This window comes from Vibrio olivae, from assembly GCF_042428525.1.
In the GTDB taxonomy this organism is placed as follows: domain Bacteria; phylum Pseudomonadota; class Gammaproteobacteria; order Enterobacterales; family Vibrionaceae; genus Vibrio; species Vibrio olivae.
In genome coordinates this window covers 30124-47267 of the sequence record NZ_JBHMEP010000008.1, presented here as the reverse complement: position 1 = coordinate 47267, position 17144 = coordinate 30124, and the positions used below count along the sequence as shown (strand labels likewise).

Here is a 17144-nt window from a genome sequence, read left to right as displayed (position 1 = left end):
ATTAACGTGGGATTTTGGCGTCGATACGTTCTACATACCAATTAACCGCAGCCAGTTCTTCATCGGTCAACGAATGACCCGCGGCAATCACTTCGTTACCTTGGTTGTCTTTCATTGGGCCCGTGAACGGCTTGAGTTCCCCTGATTTAATTTTAGCTTCAGTCGTAACAATAGCTGTTTTTACATCTTCAGGTAGATTGGGGTTGATTGAGACAATCTGTAGCATGTCTTCTTTTAGACCGCCCCAAAAATCTTGCGGTTTCCATGTGCCGTCCATGACTGCTTCGACGGTCTTAATGTAATGAGGCGCCCAGTGGTCACGCACAGAAAACATGTGAGATTTTGGCGCAAAGTGGGCCATATCAGAGGCTTGGCCGATGCCCATCATGCCGCGTTTTTCTGCTGCAATCAGTGGCGCTGGGCTATCTGTATGCTGAATGATCACATCCGCGCCTTGGTCCATCAGTGCGTTTGCCGCATCAGATTCTTTACCTGGATCGTACCAAGTATTTACCCAAACAATTTTAAGTTTGATATCTGGGTTAACGCTTTTTGCGCCGAGGTACGTGGCGTTAATATCGCGAATGACTTCTGGAATAGGGAAGGTTGCAATATAACCGAGTGTATTGGTTTTCGATTCCATGGCGGCGGCGACACCAGAAACGTAACGACCTTCATAAGTGCGAAGGACGTAAGTTGAGACGTTTTTGCCGCGCTTATAACCTGTTGCATGTTCAAATGTTACATTTGGAAAACGCTTGGCGGCCTTGATTGTCGGGTTCATAAAACCAAACGAGGTGGTGAAAATTACATCGTTACCTGCTTTGGCGAGCTGTGTAATCACACGCTCGGCGTCGGCACCTTCAGACACGTTTTCGACGTAGGTGGTTTCGACTTTGCCGTCGAAATATTTCTCCATTTCAATGCGGCCTTGGTCATGCTCATAGCTCCAACCGTGGTCGCCAACGGGCCCGACATACACAAAGCCGACTTTCATCGGCTCATCCTCTGCCAATGATACGGATGAAACCAGTGCGGACGCTGAAAGCGCTGCCACTTTGAACCACTGATTTATTTTCATGAAATTCTCCATTTTCATTTTTGTCGTTGTTATCAATTAACGCATTGGGTGCGATGACCCAAACTTCATTTCCCTTGATAATTGAATTAATTAGCAAAAACCTGACCACTTGGTCGTATTTTGATAAATTATTTTTTGTGACGGCTTTCACCCCTTATGTTACAAGGTGTTAAGGGCATTTAACGTGCCTTGGTTGCTTGAGTGTTACTCAGGTGTAACGGGGAGGAAATGGTTCACATTGGTGCTTAGTTATGCACTATCGCACCAATGTGAAGCAAATGTGCTCAATTTGTTAACGTCGCCTGAGGTGGAAGAAAAAGGCAAAAACTGAGCTTTTGCCTTTTAAATAGGTTGTTGATTGAGTTATTGGCGCTTCGGATCGAAGGGCTTGCCAAGGCTCATTGGCGTTGCCAGTTTTTGGCGCATTTCATTCGAGCTCAGGATCACCATCACGACGATTGTTGCCAAATATGGGGTCATGGCCAGTAGGTTTGATGAAATATCAACACCGATACCTTGCATCATTAAATGCATGATGGACGTAAAGCCAAACAGGTAAGCACCGAGCATCAAGTATCCAATTCGCCAAGAGGCAAATACCACGAGGGCGAGCGCAATCCAGCCTCGGCCTGCGGTCATGTTTTCCATCCACATCGGGGTATAAGCCAGTGACATATAAGCACCCGCAAGGCCTGCCATCGCACCACCAAACAAGGTAACTAGGTAACGAACGGCGATCACTTTGATACCCAGAGCATTGGCCGAATGAGGGTTCTCACCAACCGCGCGAATAACCAAACCTGCACGAGTCTTGTGCAGTACCCACCAAGCGATGGCGACAATCACAAAGCTCAGATAGACCATGATATCTTGATTAAATAGTATCGGGCCGATAAACGGAATGTCGCTCAGTAGCGGAATTGCAATGGGTTTGAAGCCATCAATCGTTGAGCCGACCAGCCCACCTCCTAAAAAGGCACTTAGCCCTGTCCCAAAGATTGTCAGGGCGAGCCCCGTTGCCACTTGGTTGGTGCTGAGCGACAGGGTTAACAAGCCAAACAGCATTGCCATTGCGATACCAGCAATCATAGCCAGCATGAGACCAAGCATCAGGCTGCCACTGTAAAATGCCCCGGCAAACCCGGCCATGGCGCCCATCAGCATCATGCCTTCTTGCCCAAGGTTCAAGACTCCGGATTTTTCACACATCAATTCACCGAGCGCGATCAGCAGTAATGGCGTTCCGGTTTTGAGTGCAGCAATGCATAAAGATTGAATCAATACCGCGTCCATTATGCTGCTCCTTTTTCTTCGCGAATGGTTGATTTAGTTGATGAGCTAAGTCCTTTAGCGCTATGCGGCACGATGCGATAAGCGATAAAGAAATCGCAAGCCAAAAGGAAAAACAGCAAAGTCCCTTGGAAAAGCCCCGTCACGGCGGTCGGTAGCCCGAGCTCGATCTGGGCTAAATCGCTGCCCATATAAAGCGCGCCCATAAATAACGCAGCGACAATCACCCCAATGGGATTTAAGCGACCCAAATAAGCAACAATGATGGCCGCGTACCCATAGCCAGGAGAAACCGAAGGAATAAGCTGCCCTATGGGGCCCGTAACCTCAGCCGCACCAGCAAAACCAGCCAATGCGCCAGCCCCGAGCATGACTCCCCATACCAATTTGTTTTCTGAGAAACCGGCGTATTTCGCGGCGGCTCGCTCGGAGCCTAATACACGCAATTTGAAGCCAGGCAAGGTTTTGTAAAGCATGACGCCGGCAACGATGGCGATGATTACCGCAATTACAATCGAGATAGAGGCGCGGCCGGAGTCAAACAGTGTCGGCAGCAATACTGGGTCGGCAAACATCACCGATTCTGGAAAACCAAACCCTTGAGGATCCGCAAGCGGACCATGAACGCCCCACATTAATACATAGAAACCAATGTAGTTGAGCATGATGGTGGTTAAGATAATATTGGTGTGAAAGCGGCGATTGAGCCAAGTTGGAATACTTGCCCAAACCATACCCGCAAGAACGCCAGCGCTGAGTGCCAGTACGAGCCACCAAGCGCTTGAGGTTTCTGTCGCATGGATAGCGACAGCGCCGCTAGCGACAGCACCAACCAGAAGTTGTCCCTCTGCACCAATATTCCAAATGTTGGCTCTGTAACACAGCGCTAGACCAATAGCACACAGCATGAGGGGCGTGGATTTAACCAGCAATTCGCCAAAGTTGTAGCTGTCAGCAAAAGGCTGGATGATAAAGACGTTAAAGGCTTCAACGGGGTCAACATCAAGCCATGAGAACAGAAGGCTCGAGACCAAAAGGGTCAAAATTACCGCAATAAACGGCGATAACCATGACATCAGTTGCGAGTTTTCTAAGCGAGGCTGAACACTAAGCATTGACCGCCTCCTTGTTGTGAGTCAAAAAGCCACCAGTAATCCAGTGTCCGATGCGTTCTATCGTCATGTCTTGGGTTTTGACGGCCGGAGAGACATGGCCTTCATAAATCACTGCAATTTGGTCACAAATCATCATCAGTTCATCAATATCTTCAGAGACGACTAAAATGGCTGAGCCCGCATCACGCAACGCGATCAATTGGCGATGGATGGCACTGGCTGCCCCAATATCCACTCCCCAAGTCGGGTGAGCACAAATCAACAATTTGGGATGATGTTTGGTTTCTCGCCCCATTATGAATTTCTGTAGATTTCCTCCGGACAAACTTTTCGCTTGCGAGCGACCATTGCGACACTTCACATCGTGGTTTTGGATTAATGAGCTTGCCAGTTCACCCAATTTCGCAAATTGAATAAAGCCCTTACGCGTGAGGCTTTTGGCGTGAGTGAGAAGGGTGTTTTCCTCTAATGTCATATCCGGCACCGCGCCTTGTCCGAGACGATTCGCGGGGACATAAGCCAAACCCAATGCGCGTCGCTTACCTGCATCGAGGTGACCGATAGCGGTTCCTTGCCACTGGATTGAATCTGCTGCGCTGCGTGTATCTTCGCCACTTAATGCGGCGAGAAGATCTTCTTGACCATTACCCGCCACACCTGCAAGACCAAAGATTTCGCCGCCGTTGAGGTTCATGTAAACTTGCTTTAAGCCGCAGCCAAAGGGGTGGGAGGGCGCTAAGTTGAGGTCTAGTGTTTGCAGCACTAGCTCTTCGCCACTGGCTTTGGGATAGGTTTCGGAAAGAACCGTATCTTCCCCTACCATTAAACGAGCGATAGAGGTTGGCGTTTCTTGTTTAGGGTCACATTGACCGCTAACTTTGCCACCGCGCAATATCACCGCTCGGTGGCATAAACTAGTGACTTCTTTAAGCTTATGGCTGATGAACAATATCGCACAACCTTCTTGGGAAAGTTGATTGAGAATGGCAAATAAACCTTCAATCTCTTGCGGAGCCAGTACCGATGTTGGTTCATCGAGAATCAACAGTTTTACGTCCTGTATTAGGCAGCGCAGGATTTCCAAGCGCTGACGTTCTCCGATACTCAAGCTGTGTACATAGCGATCCGGTTCTACGTGCAGACCATATTGCTGACTTTTTTCAATAATGGTCTGTTTGAGATCGTCAATGTTATCTAAGCACTCTTTATCGAGACCCAGCTCGATGTTCTCTTGGACGGTTAGGGTTTCAAAGACGGAAAAGTGTTGAAACACCATACCGATTCCCATCGCACGGGCTTGATTGGGTGAGGAGATAGTGACTTCGCGGTCTTGCCATAAAATCGCCCCTTCGCTAGGCTGATTTACACCGTAGATCATCTTAACTAAAGTGGATTTTCCGGCACCATTTTCGCCGAGCAACGCGAGGATCTCACCCGCATGAATATGCAAGTTCACCTTGTCGTTAGCCACGACGCCCGGGAACACTTTACTGAGGTTCCACAGTTCGAGCAGTGGTTTGTCCATGTTGAGCAGATTCCTTTCTTTTATTTTTTGGCATAACTAATGCAAAAACTTGACCAAATGTTCAACTTCATGGTTTTCCGGTGATGATGACCATTTTCGAATTTGAGAATGATTCTTTATGGTGCGGATGTTCGCTTTTGGTGCATAACAATGCACTTGACAAGCGCAGTACAACTAAGGATTACTACTAACCAAATGTCGACTAAATAAGGAGTTCAATTGGATATCGCTCTGGCTTCAAATAATGCCTCTGCAGGAGGGGAAATTCGTCGTCGTAATGAGGCTGCAATTTTGCAGGCTGCGGCAGATGAGTTTGTGAAAAATGGTTATAAAGGCACTTCTGTTCAAGCGATAGCGGATCGTGTCAGTCTCCCGAAGTCGAACATTTTATACTATTTCAAATCCAAGTCGGGGCTGTATAAGGCACTGTTGCAAGATATCCTGACGATGTGGAATGATGGCTTTTCTGAGCAAGCTGCGGAGCTTGAACCTGAAGTGGTGCTACGCAACTACATTGTTGGAAAAATGCAGTACAGTCGCACTCATCCGCAAGAATCGAAAATCTTTGCTCAGGAAATCATTCAAGGTGCTCCCATTATTCGCGATGCGATAGAGAACCCAGTGGTCCGCTGGACAACAGGCAAAGCGTCTGTGATCAGTGCTTGGGTTGAGAAGGGCTTGATTCGCCCGATTGAACCGCTACATTTACTGTTTTTAATCTGGGGTGCGACACAGTTTTATGCCGATTTTGATACGGAAATTAAGCTGATTAAAGGCCAGGCGATGAGCGATCACGAATTTACAGAGGCTCAAGAGTTTCTTGTCGAGATGGTGTTACGCGGGCTAGGTATTGAACCCAAAAATGGGCAGTGAACTCCCTTTTTACCTCTAACTCAAGGAGAGAGACGTTGACATTAAATGTCGAAACAACGCCACTATTTGGCATTGGTATAGCCGGTAACTTTGCTGGCCATTTGAATCAAACGGGTGAGGCCAAGGGCCTTAGCCAAGCCGTGGACGATGAAAAGCCTCAGGCGATATTCCCCTTTTTTGTGCCAAGCGCGACAGAGACCTATTTAACCGTTAACCCATACTCTAGCCGCGCTTTGAGTTTGCCAACTCAAGCTGATGCCAAGGTGCAGATGGAGTCTGAAGTTGCGGTGATCGCCAAGATTGATTATCAAAATGGGCAGGTGAGTACCATTGATCCGACGCATATGATGCTGCTTAACGATGCCACTTACCGAAATGCCAAAGTCAGTAAACTGGCGGAGAAAAAGAACTGGGGCGAGGCGAGTAAAGGCATTGGTAAAGAAAGTATCCCTTTGGTGAACGGCTTTGATAGCGATCTGTCTCAATATCGATTTTGCAGTTTTCACCGTCAAAATCAGCAGTGGTATTTATGCTGTAAAGATGCCTCGGTGGCCGATTACAGCTATTTCTACCAGCCATTACTCAATTGGTTAGTCGAAACGATTAATTTCCAATCGGATGAGGGGGCGTTGCATTCGATTTTGGCATTGCTTGAACAAGCGGGGTATCCCCAAGAAATCGTCATCTCTTTAGGCGCTTCGCGTTATACCGAGCAAGGCGAGTCTCACGCGTTACGCTCTGGTGATGAGTTATGTACATTGCTCTACGATGAGCAGCAGGTCGATTTTACAACCCTAAAACAGGCTGTGGAAAAGGGAGACTTAGACGCATTGAGTGAACACGCCCTTGTGCTATATCAGCACTGCTAGTTATCTTTTACCCATCAAAAAGCCCGGTATATTTACTGGGCTTTTTTCGATCATAGTTCGGTAATTTTCGCTTTTAACTCGGCTCTCAGCCGCTGGTGATTTGGATTGTTGAGATTTCGGCGATGGTAGATAAATTGATAACGCACAGGATCTAACGCAAGAGGGCTCGGTAATATTTGGAATCCGAGTACCTGAGCCCAAGTTTTTGCCAGTAGCGAGGAGATGACGGCCAAACTCTCACTTTGACTCACCCGCAGCATCATGTTGGCATTTGAGCTAACGATCATATCCACCTTTCGTTCTTGAAGCGGCTCACGAGTCAGTTGTTCAACACCAGTTAGGTTATTCCATTTGGCCGAACATAAGCAGTGAGTCTCAGAATAAAACTCTACCTTACTGATACTCCCTTGAATGCGTGGATGGTTATTTCGACAAATTACCACTAAGTCTTCTTGGTAAACAGGCTCACTGATGAAGCTCAAATCTTTGACTGGCATTGGGTCGATAGCCAGATCGATGCGTTGTTGACGTAGGTCCTCGAACAGTTGGTATTTGTCACTGGGGGATTCAATCACAGTGACATCATTAATTGATTGAATGTTATGCAGTAGTGGCTCAGCACTGCTCACATAGAAACGTTCGATATTGTCGATCGCATTCTCAATTGTTTCTATGCCGTGGCGAAAATGTCCCATTAATTGGACTGCGGAGGGAGTTAGTGCAATTCCTCGTCCTTGCTTAACGAACAATGACTTACCTATTTGTTCCTCTAAACGTTTAATTGCTGAACTTACTGCAGGTTGGGTTAAACCTAGATGCTGTGCGGCTTGAGTATAGGATTGATACTCAGCAACGATAAGAAACGTGTTGACCAAATTCAGGTCCATGGGGGCACTCTCATAAATTGTATTTATGTATTAACAAACTTTGGCTCTATTTATCCTTCTCGGATCCATTTCTATCTTATACCTCACAGCGTTTCATTCACGAACGTTGACGGAATAATGCGAATAATCCTACGAGGTGGGTATGAATCAGATAAAAAAACGCGGCGCCGGTAAGTTCGCGCTCAATGCTTGTGCATTGGCAATGGGAGCGGCTTCTCTAGGGGCGCACGCCGCCGATAAACCAAACATCTTAGTGATCTTTGGTGACGACATTGGCTACTGGAACCTAAGCACATATAACCAAGGGATGTTGGCTTACACCACACCAAACATCGATAGCATTGCCAAAGAAGGGGCGAAGTTTACTAACTTCTATGCGCAGCAAAGTTCAACGGCTGGACGCAGTGCGTTCATCACGGGACAAATGCCAAAGCGTACTGGCTTATCAAAAGTGGGTATGCCTGGTGCGCCTGAGGGCATCAGCGAGAAAGATCCAACCATTGCCACTATGTTGAAATCACTGGGTTACGCGACAGGTCAGTTTGGTAAAAACCACCTTGGAGACCGTGATGAACATCTACCGACCAATCATGGCTTTGACGAGTTCTTTGGTAACTTGTACCACTTGAATGCAGAAGAAGAACCGGAAAATGTCGATTATCCGAAGGATCCTGAATTTAAGAAGAAATTCGGTCCTCGTGGTGTCATCCACTCGTATGCGGATGGCAAAATTGAAGATACTGGGGCGTTAACTCGCAAACGTATGGAAACGGTGGATGGTGAATTCCTTGATGCTGCAGAGCAGTTTATTGAAAAACAAGTGAAAGCGGATAAACCATTCTTTACTTGGTTCAATACCACTCGCATGCACAATTTCACTCACGTTCCCAGTGAATATGCAGGTAAAACCGGCGCCGGTTTCTATGCCGATGGCATGAAGCAGCATGATGACCAAATTGGGCAATTACTGCAAAAAATCAAAGATCTCGGCGTCGATGATAACACGATCATTATCTACACCACCGATAACGGCCCAATGATCAACTTGTGGCCAGACGCGGGTATGACGCCGTTTAGGAGTGAGAAAAATACCGGTTGGGAAGGTGGCTTCCGCGTTCCTGCGATGATCAAATGGCCGGGCCATATCAAGCCGGGTACAACCTTAAACGGTATCGCATCACTTGAAGATATGATGCCAACCTTGCTGGCTGCGGCGGGTGACACCACGGTAAAACAAGACTTGCTCAATGGTGAAACGGTCAACGGTAACCAATACAAAGTTCATTTGGATGGCTATAACCAACTGCCTTACATCACCGGTGAAACGCAAGAGTCGCCTCGTAAAGAATTTGTTTTCTGGAGTGATGATGGTGATTTACTGGCATTACGTTATAACCAGTTCAAGTATCACTTCTTGATTCAAGAGAATGAAACTGGTTTGGCGATCTGGCAAAAACCATTCACTCGTTTACGTGTACCGAAAATCTTTGATTTGAGTGTGGATCCGTTTGAACGAGGTGACACCGGTATGGGTTACGACACCTGGCAGTATGAGCACTCTTTCTTAATGGGGCCAGCATCGGCCAAAGTGGCGGAAATCATGGAAACCTTCAAAGAGTTCCCACCACGTATGGAAGCAGGCTCGTTTGTTCCGAAAATGTAATGACTGATTTTCGAGATCAAACCGCAATTCACGGCGCTCTGTTTAGAGCGCCTTTCTAGCAGATATGGAGCTTGAATGAGCCAACACACGATGCGTGACTCAACCAGATTGGATCTGGTTCCTTTAAAAACCGCTTATAAAGATGTAGGTGATTCGCCAGCTTATGAACGACGCTTTCATGTTATGGCAAAACCCGGCGGTGCGAAATGTAATATCGACTGCCAATATTGCTTTTATTTACATAAAGAAGATCTGCTGCATCAGCCCAAGCAGCCGAAAATGGATGATGAAACTCTAGAAGCTTTCATCAAGAGTTATATTGAGAGTCAAGATGGTGAAGAGATCGTTTTTTCGTGGCAAGGCGGTGAGCCAACACTGCTTGGCATTGACTACTACCGAAAAATCGTTGAGCTGCAGAAAAAATACCAACCGCAAGGTGTACGCATTGAAAATGACCTGCAAACCAATGGGTTGCTGTTGAATGATGAATGGTGCGAGTTTCTGGCCCAACATAGTTTTTTGGTCGGCTTATCGATTGATGGGCCAGAAGATATGCACAATCGCTATCGCGTTACTCGAAGTGGTAAGCCTACTTTTCATCTCGTCATGCACGCCGTCGAAAAACTCAAACATTACGGTGTTCCGTTTAATGCTTTGGTCGTAGTTAACCGACACAACGTCAAACATCCGCTTGAATTGTATCGCTTTTTAACCAAAGAGTTGGGCGTAACTTATATTCAATTTAATCCGTGCGTCGAACCTAGCGACTTCAAAACCACCGCCCCCCAGTTTTGGAATGACAATATGATTCCTAAGGTGGGCAGTGAATTAACCAAACCGGGTCACCCGATGTCAGTGGTGACCGAATGGTCGGTGGATGCCGATGATTGGGGCGAGTTTCTCAAAGCGGTGTTTGAAGAATGGGTCAACAACGATTTAGGCCGCGTATTGGTTAACTTGTTTGAGACCGCTGTGGCGCAAGTTATGGGTAAGCCTGCCCAGCTATGTATCACCGCTGAGTTTTGTGGCAAAGGGTTGGCGATTGAACATAACGGCGATGTATTTAGCTGCGATCATTATGTCTATCCGGAATACAAACTCGCGAATGTAAAAGAAAAAGCGTTGAATGAAATGGCATTCTCAATACGCCAACAAGCTTTCGGTATGGCCAAGCGTGACGCCTTACCTAAGTATTGTAAATCATGCCCGTACTTAAAGTTGTGTTGGGGAGAATGCCCCAAAAACCGCTTAATTCGTACCCCTGATGGCGAACTCGGGCTCAACTATTTGTGCCCGGGGATTAAAGCCTTTTTTGATTACAGCTTACCCATGCTTACCGGGCTTTCAGTGCTGCTGCAGCGGGAAAAGACAACAAGCAGATAAGGACGAATCATGGAGTCAAATGCAGTAATGAACGAAGCTCAGCAAGCGATACATCAACTCATTGAGCAAGTTGAACAATCAGTGATTGGTCAAAGTCATGTGGTTCGGGCCCTAACCATTGGGCTCCTTACCAATGGACATGTGCTGCTTGAAGGTTTACCGGGTACGGCAAAAACACGTTCCGTTAAAACATTGGCTTCGGTGCTGAATGTCGACTTTGGGCGGATTCAATTTACCCCCGACTTGCTGCCTTCCGATGTAACGGGAACCGAGGTCTATCAAGATGTTGATGGTAAGCCTCAGTTACATTTTCAGCCTGGACCGGTATTTAACAATATTGTTTTGGCGGATGAAGTTAACCGTGCGCCAGCCAAAGTTCAGGCCGCACTTTTAGAGGCTATGGGGGAAGGGACCATTACTGTCGGTGATGAGACCCATTCGTTGCCTGAGCTTTTTATGGTGCTTGCGACTCAAAACCCGGTTGAGCAAGAAGGGACGTACCCTTTACCAGAGGCGCAAATGGACCGGTTTATCGTCAAGGTGGATGTCGATTACCCGGAAGATGAAGCCGAGATTGATATTATTCGCTTGGTTCGCTCTGAAGAGCGACCGGCGACCGAATCGGTTGCGGGGGGCGGTTTTCATTCGCAGACCATTGATGCCAATTATGTGCTTCGAGCACGACGAGAAATTACCGATATCCATGTGTCGGATCTGGTTGAACGCTACATTGTTGGTTTGGTCATGGCGACGCGACATCCTGATCGGTATCCGCAAGCAAAGCTTGCGCGCTGGATCGAAGTGGGAGCAAGCCCTCGTGCCTCTATTGCGCTGGATAAATGCGCACGCGCTAATGCGTGGATTGACGGACGCGACCATGTCACTCCGGATGATGTACGTACTATTTTACCGCTAGTGATAGGCCATCGTTTGACGCTGTCTTATGATGCGTTGGCGGATGCAATCACGCGCCGCGATGTGGTGAATGAGTTACTTGACTACGTCAATGTGGGTTAACCCCAAGTGAGGGTGTATGGCTGTATTTTCCACTGAGACGTCAAGCGACGACCCTAGAATTCATGTTAGCTACTCACAGTTAGTGCGACTGCAGGCTTACGCTGGGCAATTTTCTTTTCTGCCCAGTTTGAAAGCAAAAAATGCCTTTTCAGGGCGTCATCAATCCACGTTGCGTGGGCGCGGACTGAACTTTGAGGAGTTGCGGCATTATCAATTGGGTGACGACATTCGTAACCTTGATTGGAAAGTCACTATGCGCACTGGAAAACCTCATGTGCGAAGTTATACGGAAGAAAAAGACCGCAATATTATTTTGTGTGTTGATCAGCGCAGTAATATGTTTTTTTCCTCGGTAGAGGTGATGAAGTCTGTCGTTGCTGCTGAAACTGCGGCGCTGTGTGCCTGGCAGGTTTTAAAAGAGAGAGACCGGGTTGGTATGCTGCTGATGAGCGATGAGCACTTAACATCATTCAAGCCAACACGTTCTCAACATCAATTGCTCAATTGGTTACAGCAACTGACGACGATCAATCAAGCATTGAGTGTATCGAGCCAAAGCCAACCGCAACAGAGTTTACCGCAGATGGTTCAGCGTTTGGCGCGAATGCATCTACGGTCATCGACGATTGTGATCCTTAGTGACTGGCTAGATGCCAGCGAAGACACTTTTACCCACCTCAAGCATCTCCAGCAGCACAATGACGTATTGAGTGTGATGATCACTGATCCACTTGAAGCGCGTTTACCCGAGCTTGCAGGGTCACAAAGCTGGGTGCTCGGTGATGGGGAATACCAACTTAATCTCAGCGCGAAGAGTCAATTTGAAAAAGCCAATGATGAACTCACTCAGCAGCTTGAACAAAAGCGCGAGTGGCTTTTGGAGTTAATGGTGGTGAAACGTCTCCCCTATATTGAACTCAATACCTCTGGCTCGCATTTAAATCAGCTTCGCCATGCCATTGGAGGGCGAGTTTGATGGCTGAGCATCTTGCACCTAGCAACTATACGCTGCGACACTTGTTGGAAGTGCCGGTTCCTGACGCGGTTTCTTGGTGGCCACAAACCTTCGGTTGGTACTACATTATGTCAGTGATGCTTTTGGTTGGTGTAGTGCTGGTCGGGATGTGGGGACGATGTTGGTGGCACAACCGTTATCGGCGTGAAGCATTGGCGAGTTTGAAACAGCTGCGTGCTGACGATCCTAAAGCTGGCGACCGATTATATCGTTTACTCAAAATCGTTCTCACGCATTTAAGTGATAAAAATGCGGCAACTTATGGGCATGCCTTTCTTGTGCGTCTTGACGATTACCAACCTGCTGGCTGCTATCAAGACGCATTGGGGGCTGCGTGGCTAGAAAGTTTAGTCAACCCTAAAAACGTGCTCAGCGTTGATGAAGTGCAGCAATTGCTTAACCGCAGTGACTATTGGCTTCGTCACCACCAGGAGGTGAAGCATGTTTGAGAACATTGAACTGGCGCATCCTATGTGGCTATTAGCCTTACCACTGCCTTTCCTTATTTATTGGCTAGCACCAGCATATCGCACCATCGAGCCTGCGCTTAAAGTCCCGTTCTTTTTAATGTTGGCGAAAGCGTTAGGTGAAGAACCGACAAAAGGCGCTCACCAGTTAAATTCTCGACCTTGGCAAAAATCACTTCGCTATTTGGCTTGGGTTTGTGTGGTCATTGCGCTGACTCAGCCTCAGAGACTCGGGCCACCGCAAGTTCGTGAGCAGTTTGGGCGTGATGTAATGGTTGTTGTTGACCTCTCGGGATCAATGGCAGAGCCCGATTTTCAATCGCCAACTGGCGAAGAGATTAGCCGTTTGGCGGCTGCTAAGCAGGTGTTGAGCGAGTTTGCGAAGCAACGTGAAGGCGATCGGCTTGGGCTGATTTTATTTGGTGATGCCGCATTTGTGCAAACGCCATTCACCGCTGACCATAACGCGTGGCTAACCTTACTTGAGCAAACCGACGTGGCCATGGCGGGGCAAAGCACTCATCTTGGCGATGCCATTGGTTTAGCCATTAAAGTCTTCGAGGAGCAGCGCGATGAAGTGGCGAAGCAGAAAGTGGCGATAGTGCTGACAGATGGGAACGATAACGGTAGTTTTGTAGCGCCTATTGATGCAGCCAAAGTCGCCAAAGCCAAACAAGTGCGTATTCATGTGATAGCGATGGGCGATCCGCAGACGGTCGGTGAGCAAGCGATAGACATGCAAACCATTAAGCAAATTGCGTCACAATCGGGAGGTCAGGCCTTTCAGGCGCTCAACCGTGATGAGTTGTCAGCGGCTTATGAGGCCATTAACCAACTTGAGCCAACGTTATATCAAAGTACCACGTTCCGCACCAAGGTCAGTCTACATCACTATTTTTTAATGTTGGTTGTGGTGATTCATTTGGTTGCGTTTGCTCTAGCAACCTTGGTGAAACGCCGTCAATTAGAGCAGGGAGAAAGCGATGTTGGATAGCGATGCTTGGCAAGTGTTTTTCTCTCAGTTCCACTTTCTTCGTCCTTGGTGGTTACTTGCCTTGCTACCGCTTGGCATCATTTTTTATTTTCGTTGGCAGCAAGACTCGAAACCAGCGCTGACCCAAAATTTACCAGCGCATTTGCGCAAAGCATTAACGGTGGGTGAGCAAGGATGGAGTAAGCTACTACCTTTAAAATTGCTGGCATTACTGATTTTTTTAGCGGTGCTGGTTTGTGCAGGACCGAGCTGGCAGAGGCAAGCGTCGCCATTTGGTGAAGATAAAGCGCCGCTGGTTATTGCTCTGGATGTCAGTGAATCTATGCTGCAAAACGATATTGCGCCAAGTCGGCTTGAGCGAGCAAAACAAAAAGTGACGGATTTGGTCGCCGCTCGAGACGGGGGACGAACCGGGTTGGTGGTGTTTGCTGGCAGCGCCCATATTGCCATGCCGCTAACCAAGGACAAGCAAGTTTACTTGCCATTTTTGACTGCCGTTGACCCGACTATTATGCCCGTACAAGGTAAGCGCCCGGATACCATTTTACCGATGCTGGAGCCGTTAATGGAGCAGGATAGCGGTGGCAGTGTCGTCATGATAACCGATGGTATCGCGCCGCAAATGATTGACCGTTTCAAAATGTACTTTACTCAGCATGACTACCAATTACTTATTTTTGCCATGGGGAATACAGAGCGTGCAACGCAACAGCCATTGGATATTAGCGCACTGAAGCAGCTTGCTTCGGTAACCAATGGGCGAGTGATTACGGTGAGCGCCGATGATGGGGATATTCAAACCATCAATCACTTGATTGAACGCCACATGCAATTGAACGGTGAATCGGCGATGCCTTGGAAAGACAGTGGTTATTACCTGTTGATGCCTATTGCCATCATTATGCTGCTGTGGTTTCGAAAAGGTTGGTTGGTGCAGTGGTGTGTAGTTGCAACATTGTGCCTTGGTAGTGGTTTTTCGCCTCTCGTTTCAGCGCAGCCAGTACACTCGGTGAATCAAGAGAGCAAGCCTTCTGCAGAGCCCGTGTCGCAAACCGATAAACTATGGCAGTGGTGGTTAGATCTGTGGCTAACGCCTGACCAACAAGGCGCAAGGCTTTTTAATCAGCAAGAGTACCTTGCGGCTGGCCAGCATTACCAGGATCCAATGCTCCGCGGGATCGCCTATTACTACGCACGTGAATTTAACTTGGCTCAATCGGCCTTTATTGAAACGGACTCTTTACTTGGAGACTATTATGCGGCCAGCGCGCTGGCGCATCAGCGAGAGTATGTTGCGGCAAGGCGAATGCTCACAACGCTGAACAACAACCCTCAGGTAACGGGAGAGCTAAAACGCAATGTTGAACATAATTTGAAGGTCATTGTAGGGCTTATTGATGAAGTGAATCAGCAAAGTAAAGACCAGCAAGGTGGGTTAGAGCAAGAAACGTCCATCGAACTTGAGGAAGATCAGCCACAAACGGGCGAGGGTGCCGATGAGCAAACCAGCGCTGACAATATTCAGCAGGCTCAGCTCACTGCTGACCAAATCATTAATGATCAAGCGATGGCTGATACTTGGTTAAAACGTGTTGAGGCTGATCCTAAGAAGTTCTTGCAAGCTAAGTTTCAAATACAATTGCGGGACCAACCATCGAGCGCAACGAAGGAGCGGCAACAATGATTCAAACAGGGAATCGGCGTCGAGTAGTGCTTGGGGTATTATTATGGATATTACTCGCTATGCCCGGTGCTCATGCTGCCGAAGAGCTTTCGGTTAAAGCGTGGTTGGGAAGTCAGCAGCAAAGCGAACAAAGCTACAGCGTGCGTCAACAAGTGATTTTAGTCATTGATGTCGGCACGACGCGCTGGTTTACAGGCGGTACTCAAATTAGTGCCATTGATGTTCCTAATTTAATGAGTAAGCAGCGCAATACGTTGGCGACCAATTACACTGAACGTATTGATGATCAAACGTGGTCTCGTCAACACTGGGAGCTGACGTTGTATCCTCAAGTGTCGGGAGATTATGTCATTCCGCCCATTGCGGTGACGGTGACGGTATCAGGCAGTGATGGAAAAAGTATCGAGAAAACACTGTATACTCAACCTCTCAGCTTTAGCGCTCAGTTACCGAGTGGTGAGTTGACCCAAGAAGAATCCTGGCTTGCCTCGCCACAGGTAACAGTAAAGGAAACTTGGACGCCATCCCATGACGAATTGCATGTTGGAGATAGTGTGACTCGTCGCGTCACCATCAATGCGGTGGATACACTGTCGGTGTTAATTCCTGCCGTACTCAGCGCGCCGAACACGTCACAGTCTGCCGCTGGTTACCAAAGCTACCCCAAACCGCCTACGTTGATTGATACCCAAAATCGAGGCAGTTATCAGTCATCGCGGCATGAAGAGGTCACGTATGTTTTGCAGCATGGTGGAGAGGTTCAGTTTCCTGAGCAACATGTGCTTTGGTGGAATACGCAAATCAATAAACTAGAGCAGGTAACATTGCCTGCCGCTCACTACCGCGTGAAGCATACTATGGGCTCATGGCTTAGCCTATATGGCATTTGGATAGTGATGATGATTTGTATCGTCATCACATTGGTCATCGCCGTTTGGGCGGTCTCACGGTTTTATCGTGACCGACCATTACCAATGAGAGTACAATTTCGCCGCGCACTAAAACATCAGCAGTGGCCACTAGCGCGGACTTTAGTCTACAGGAAGCTGCGTCATGAGACTGGATTACCTGCGTTAAAAGATCATTTGCCCGCTTCCAAGCTTCCTTGTGCCAATGAATCTAAACATACATTTATTCGACTGTGGAATCAGGTGAGTCGCCGTTCACGGCATTGGTCGATAACTAAGTGGCTTAAGCCGCTTAATTTGGATAGGCAGCTCGGGCTGGAACAAACTGAGGATAAAAAAAACGGCGCCTAGAGCGCCGTTTTACATGTCAAGG

General features: G+C 47.7%; 15 protein-coding genes. 10 read left to right on the top strand and 5 right to left on the bottom strand.

Annotated elements, in window-relative coordinates; translation table 11 throughout:
* Nucleotide 1: 1 nt before the first annotated feature.
* From ACFFUV_RS18440 to ACFFUV_RS18425, 4 genes are all read right to left on the bottom strand, one after another.
* Nucleotides 2-1081 (bottom strand): BMP family ABC transporter substrate-binding protein, encoded by a 1080-nt coding sequence (locus tag ACFFUV_RS18440; protein ID WP_390195673.1) that lies wholly within the window; start codon nucleotides 1079-1081, stop codon nucleotides 2-4.
* Nucleotides 1082-1444: 363 nt separating this feature from the next.
* Complete coding sequence (locus ACFFUV_RS18435) at nucleotides 1445-2374, bottom strand: ABC transporter permease (protein ID WP_390195670.1); 930 nt, start codon at nucleotides 2372-2374, stop codon at nucleotides 1445-1447.
* Nucleotides 2374-3486 (bottom strand): ABC transporter permease, encoded by a 1113-nt coding sequence (locus tag ACFFUV_RS18430; protein WP_390195667.1) that lies wholly within the window; start codon nucleotides 3484-3486, stop codon nucleotides 2374-2376. The genes ACFFUV_RS18435 and ACFFUV_RS18430 overlap by 1 nt, the downstream gene beginning before the upstream one ends.
* A complete protein-coding gene (locus ACFFUV_RS18425) occupies nucleotides 3479-5011 on the bottom strand; it encodes an ABC transporter ATP-binding protein (protein ID WP_390195663.1) in 1533 nt (510 codons plus the stop codon). The genes ACFFUV_RS18430 and ACFFUV_RS18425 overlap by 8 nt, the downstream gene beginning before the upstream one ends.
* Nucleotides 5012-5230: 219 nt before the next feature.
* Between ACFFUV_RS18425 and ACFFUV_RS18420 the strand changes: the two genes are divergently transcribed.
* Together ACFFUV_RS18420 and ACFFUV_RS18415 are read left to right on the top strand one after the other, a co-directional pair.
* A complete protein-coding gene (locus ACFFUV_RS18420; protein WP_390195660.1) occupies nucleotides 5231-5884 on the top strand; it encodes a TetR family transcriptional regulator C-terminal domain-containing protein in 654 nt (217 codons plus the stop codon).
* 35 nt (nucleotides 5885-5919) lie between these two features.
* Complete coding sequence (locus ACFFUV_RS18415) at nucleotides 5920-6753, top strand: DUF5718 family protein (protein ID WP_390195656.1); 834 nt, start codon at nucleotides 5920-5922, stop codon at nucleotides 6751-6753.
* Nucleotides 6754-6803: 50 nt separating this feature from the next.
* Here the strand turns inward: ACFFUV_RS18415 and ACFFUV_RS18410 are convergent, their stop codons facing one another.
* On the bottom strand, nucleotides 6804-7640 hold the full coding sequence (locus ACFFUV_RS18410) for a LysR family transcriptional regulator (protein ID WP_390195653.1): 837 nt from the start codon (nucleotides 7638-7640) through the stop codon (nucleotides 6804-6806).
* A gap of 142 nt (nucleotides 7641-7782) precedes the next feature.
* Here ACFFUV_RS18410 and ACFFUV_RS18405 point away from each other — a divergent pair, with 142 nt between their 5' ends.
* From ACFFUV_RS18405 to ACFFUV_RS18370, 8 genes are all read left to right on the top strand, one after another.
* A complete protein-coding gene (locus tag ACFFUV_RS18405) occupies nucleotides 7783-9303 on the top strand; it encodes an arylsulfatase (RefSeq protein ID WP_390195650.1) in 1521 nt (506 codons plus the stop codon).
* A 75-nt stretch (nucleotides 9304-9378) separates the two neighbouring features.
* Entirely contained in the window at nucleotides 9379-10686 is a 1308-nt protein-coding gene (locus ACFFUV_RS18400) for an anaerobic sulfatase maturase (RefSeq protein ID WP_390195647.1), read from the top strand.
* A 27-nt stretch (nucleotides 10687-10713) separates the two neighbouring features.
* Nucleotides 10714-11703 (top strand): AAA family ATPase, encoded by a 990-nt coding sequence (locus ACFFUV_RS18395; RefSeq protein ID WP_390196008.1) that lies wholly within the window; start codon nucleotides 10714-10716, stop codon nucleotides 11701-11703.
* Nucleotides 11704-11719: 16 nt separating this feature from the next.
* Nucleotides 11720-12679, top strand: coding sequence for a DUF58 domain-containing protein (locus ACFFUV_RS18390; RefSeq protein WP_390195644.1), 960 nt, complete (start codon nucleotides 11720-11722; stop codon nucleotides 12677-12679).
* A complete protein-coding gene (locus ACFFUV_RS18385; RefSeq protein ID WP_390195641.1) occupies nucleotides 12679-13167 on the top strand; it encodes a DUF4381 domain-containing protein in 489 nt (162 codons plus the stop codon). Before ACFFUV_RS18390 ends, ACFFUV_RS18385 begins: the two co-directional genes overlap by 1 nt.
* Nucleotides 13160-14179 carry a vWA domain-containing protein gene (locus ACFFUV_RS18380; RefSeq protein WP_390195636.1) on the top strand — a complete coding sequence of 340 codons (1020 nt, stop codon included), beginning with the start codon at nucleotides 13160-13162 and terminating at the stop codon, nucleotides 14177-14179. Before ACFFUV_RS18385 ends, ACFFUV_RS18380 begins: the two co-directional genes overlap by 8 nt.
* Nucleotides 14169-15863 (top strand): VWA domain-containing protein, encoded by a 1695-nt coding sequence (locus ACFFUV_RS18375; protein ID WP_390195632.1) that lies wholly within the window; start codon nucleotides 14169-14171, stop codon nucleotides 15861-15863. Before ACFFUV_RS18380 ends, ACFFUV_RS18375 begins: the two co-directional genes overlap by 11 nt.
* Nucleotides 15860-17122 (top strand): hypothetical protein, encoded by a 1263-nt coding sequence (locus ACFFUV_RS18370; RefSeq protein ID WP_390195629.1) that lies wholly within the window; start codon nucleotides 15860-15862, stop codon nucleotides 17120-17122. Before ACFFUV_RS18375 ends, ACFFUV_RS18370 begins: the two co-directional genes overlap by 4 nt.
* Nucleotides 17123-17144: the final 22 nt, after the last annotated feature.

Coding starts and splice junctions, on each gene's coding strand:
- ACFFUV_RS18440 (WP_390195673.1), bottom strand. CDS start 1,081: ATGAAAATAAATCAGTGGTTCAAAGTGGCAGCGCTTTCAGCGTCCGCA.
- ACFFUV_RS18435 (WP_390195670.1), bottom strand. CDS start 2,374: ATGGACGCGGTATTGATTCAATCTTTATGCATTGCTGCACTCAAAACC.
- ACFFUV_RS18430 (WP_390195667.1), bottom strand. CDS start 3,486: ATGCTTAGTGTTCAGCCTCGCTTAGAAAACTCGCAACTGATGTCATGG.
- ACFFUV_RS18425 (WP_390195663.1), bottom strand. CDS start 5,011: ATGGACAAACCACTGCTCGAACTGTGGAACCTCAGTAAAGTGTTCCCG.
- ACFFUV_RS18410 (WP_390195653.1), bottom strand. CDS start 7,640: ATGGACCTGAATTTGGTCAACACGTTTCTTATCGTTGCTGAGTATCAA.
- ACFFUV_RS18405 (WP_390195650.1), top strand. CDS start 7,783: ATGAATCAGATAAAAAAACGCGGCGCCGGTAAGTTCGCGCTCAATGCT.
- ACFFUV_RS18400 (WP_390195647.1), top strand. CDS start 9,379: ATGAGCCAACACACGATGCGTGACTCAACCAGATTGGATCTGGTTCCT.
- ACFFUV_RS18395 (WP_390196008.1), top strand. CDS start 10,714: ATGAACGAAGCTCAGCAAGCGATACATCAACTCATTGAGCAAGTTGAA.
- ACFFUV_RS18390 (WP_390195644.1), top strand. CDS start 11,720: ATGGCTGTATTTTCCACTGAGACGTCAAGCGACGACCCTAGAATTCAT.
- ACFFUV_RS18385 (WP_390195641.1), top strand. CDS start 12,679: ATGGCTGAGCATCTTGCACCTAGCAACTATACGCTGCGACACTTGTTG.
- ACFFUV_RS18380 (WP_390195636.1), top strand. CDS start 13,160: ATGTTTGAGAACATTGAACTGGCGCATCCTATGTGGCTATTAGCCTTA.
- ACFFUV_RS18375 (WP_390195632.1), top strand. CDS start 14,169: ATGTTGGATAGCGATGCTTGGCAAGTGTTTTTCTCTCAGTTCCACTTT.
- ACFFUV_RS18370 (WP_390195629.1), top strand. CDS start 15,860: ATGATTCAAACAGGGAATCGGCGTCGAGTAGTGCTTGGGGTATTATTA.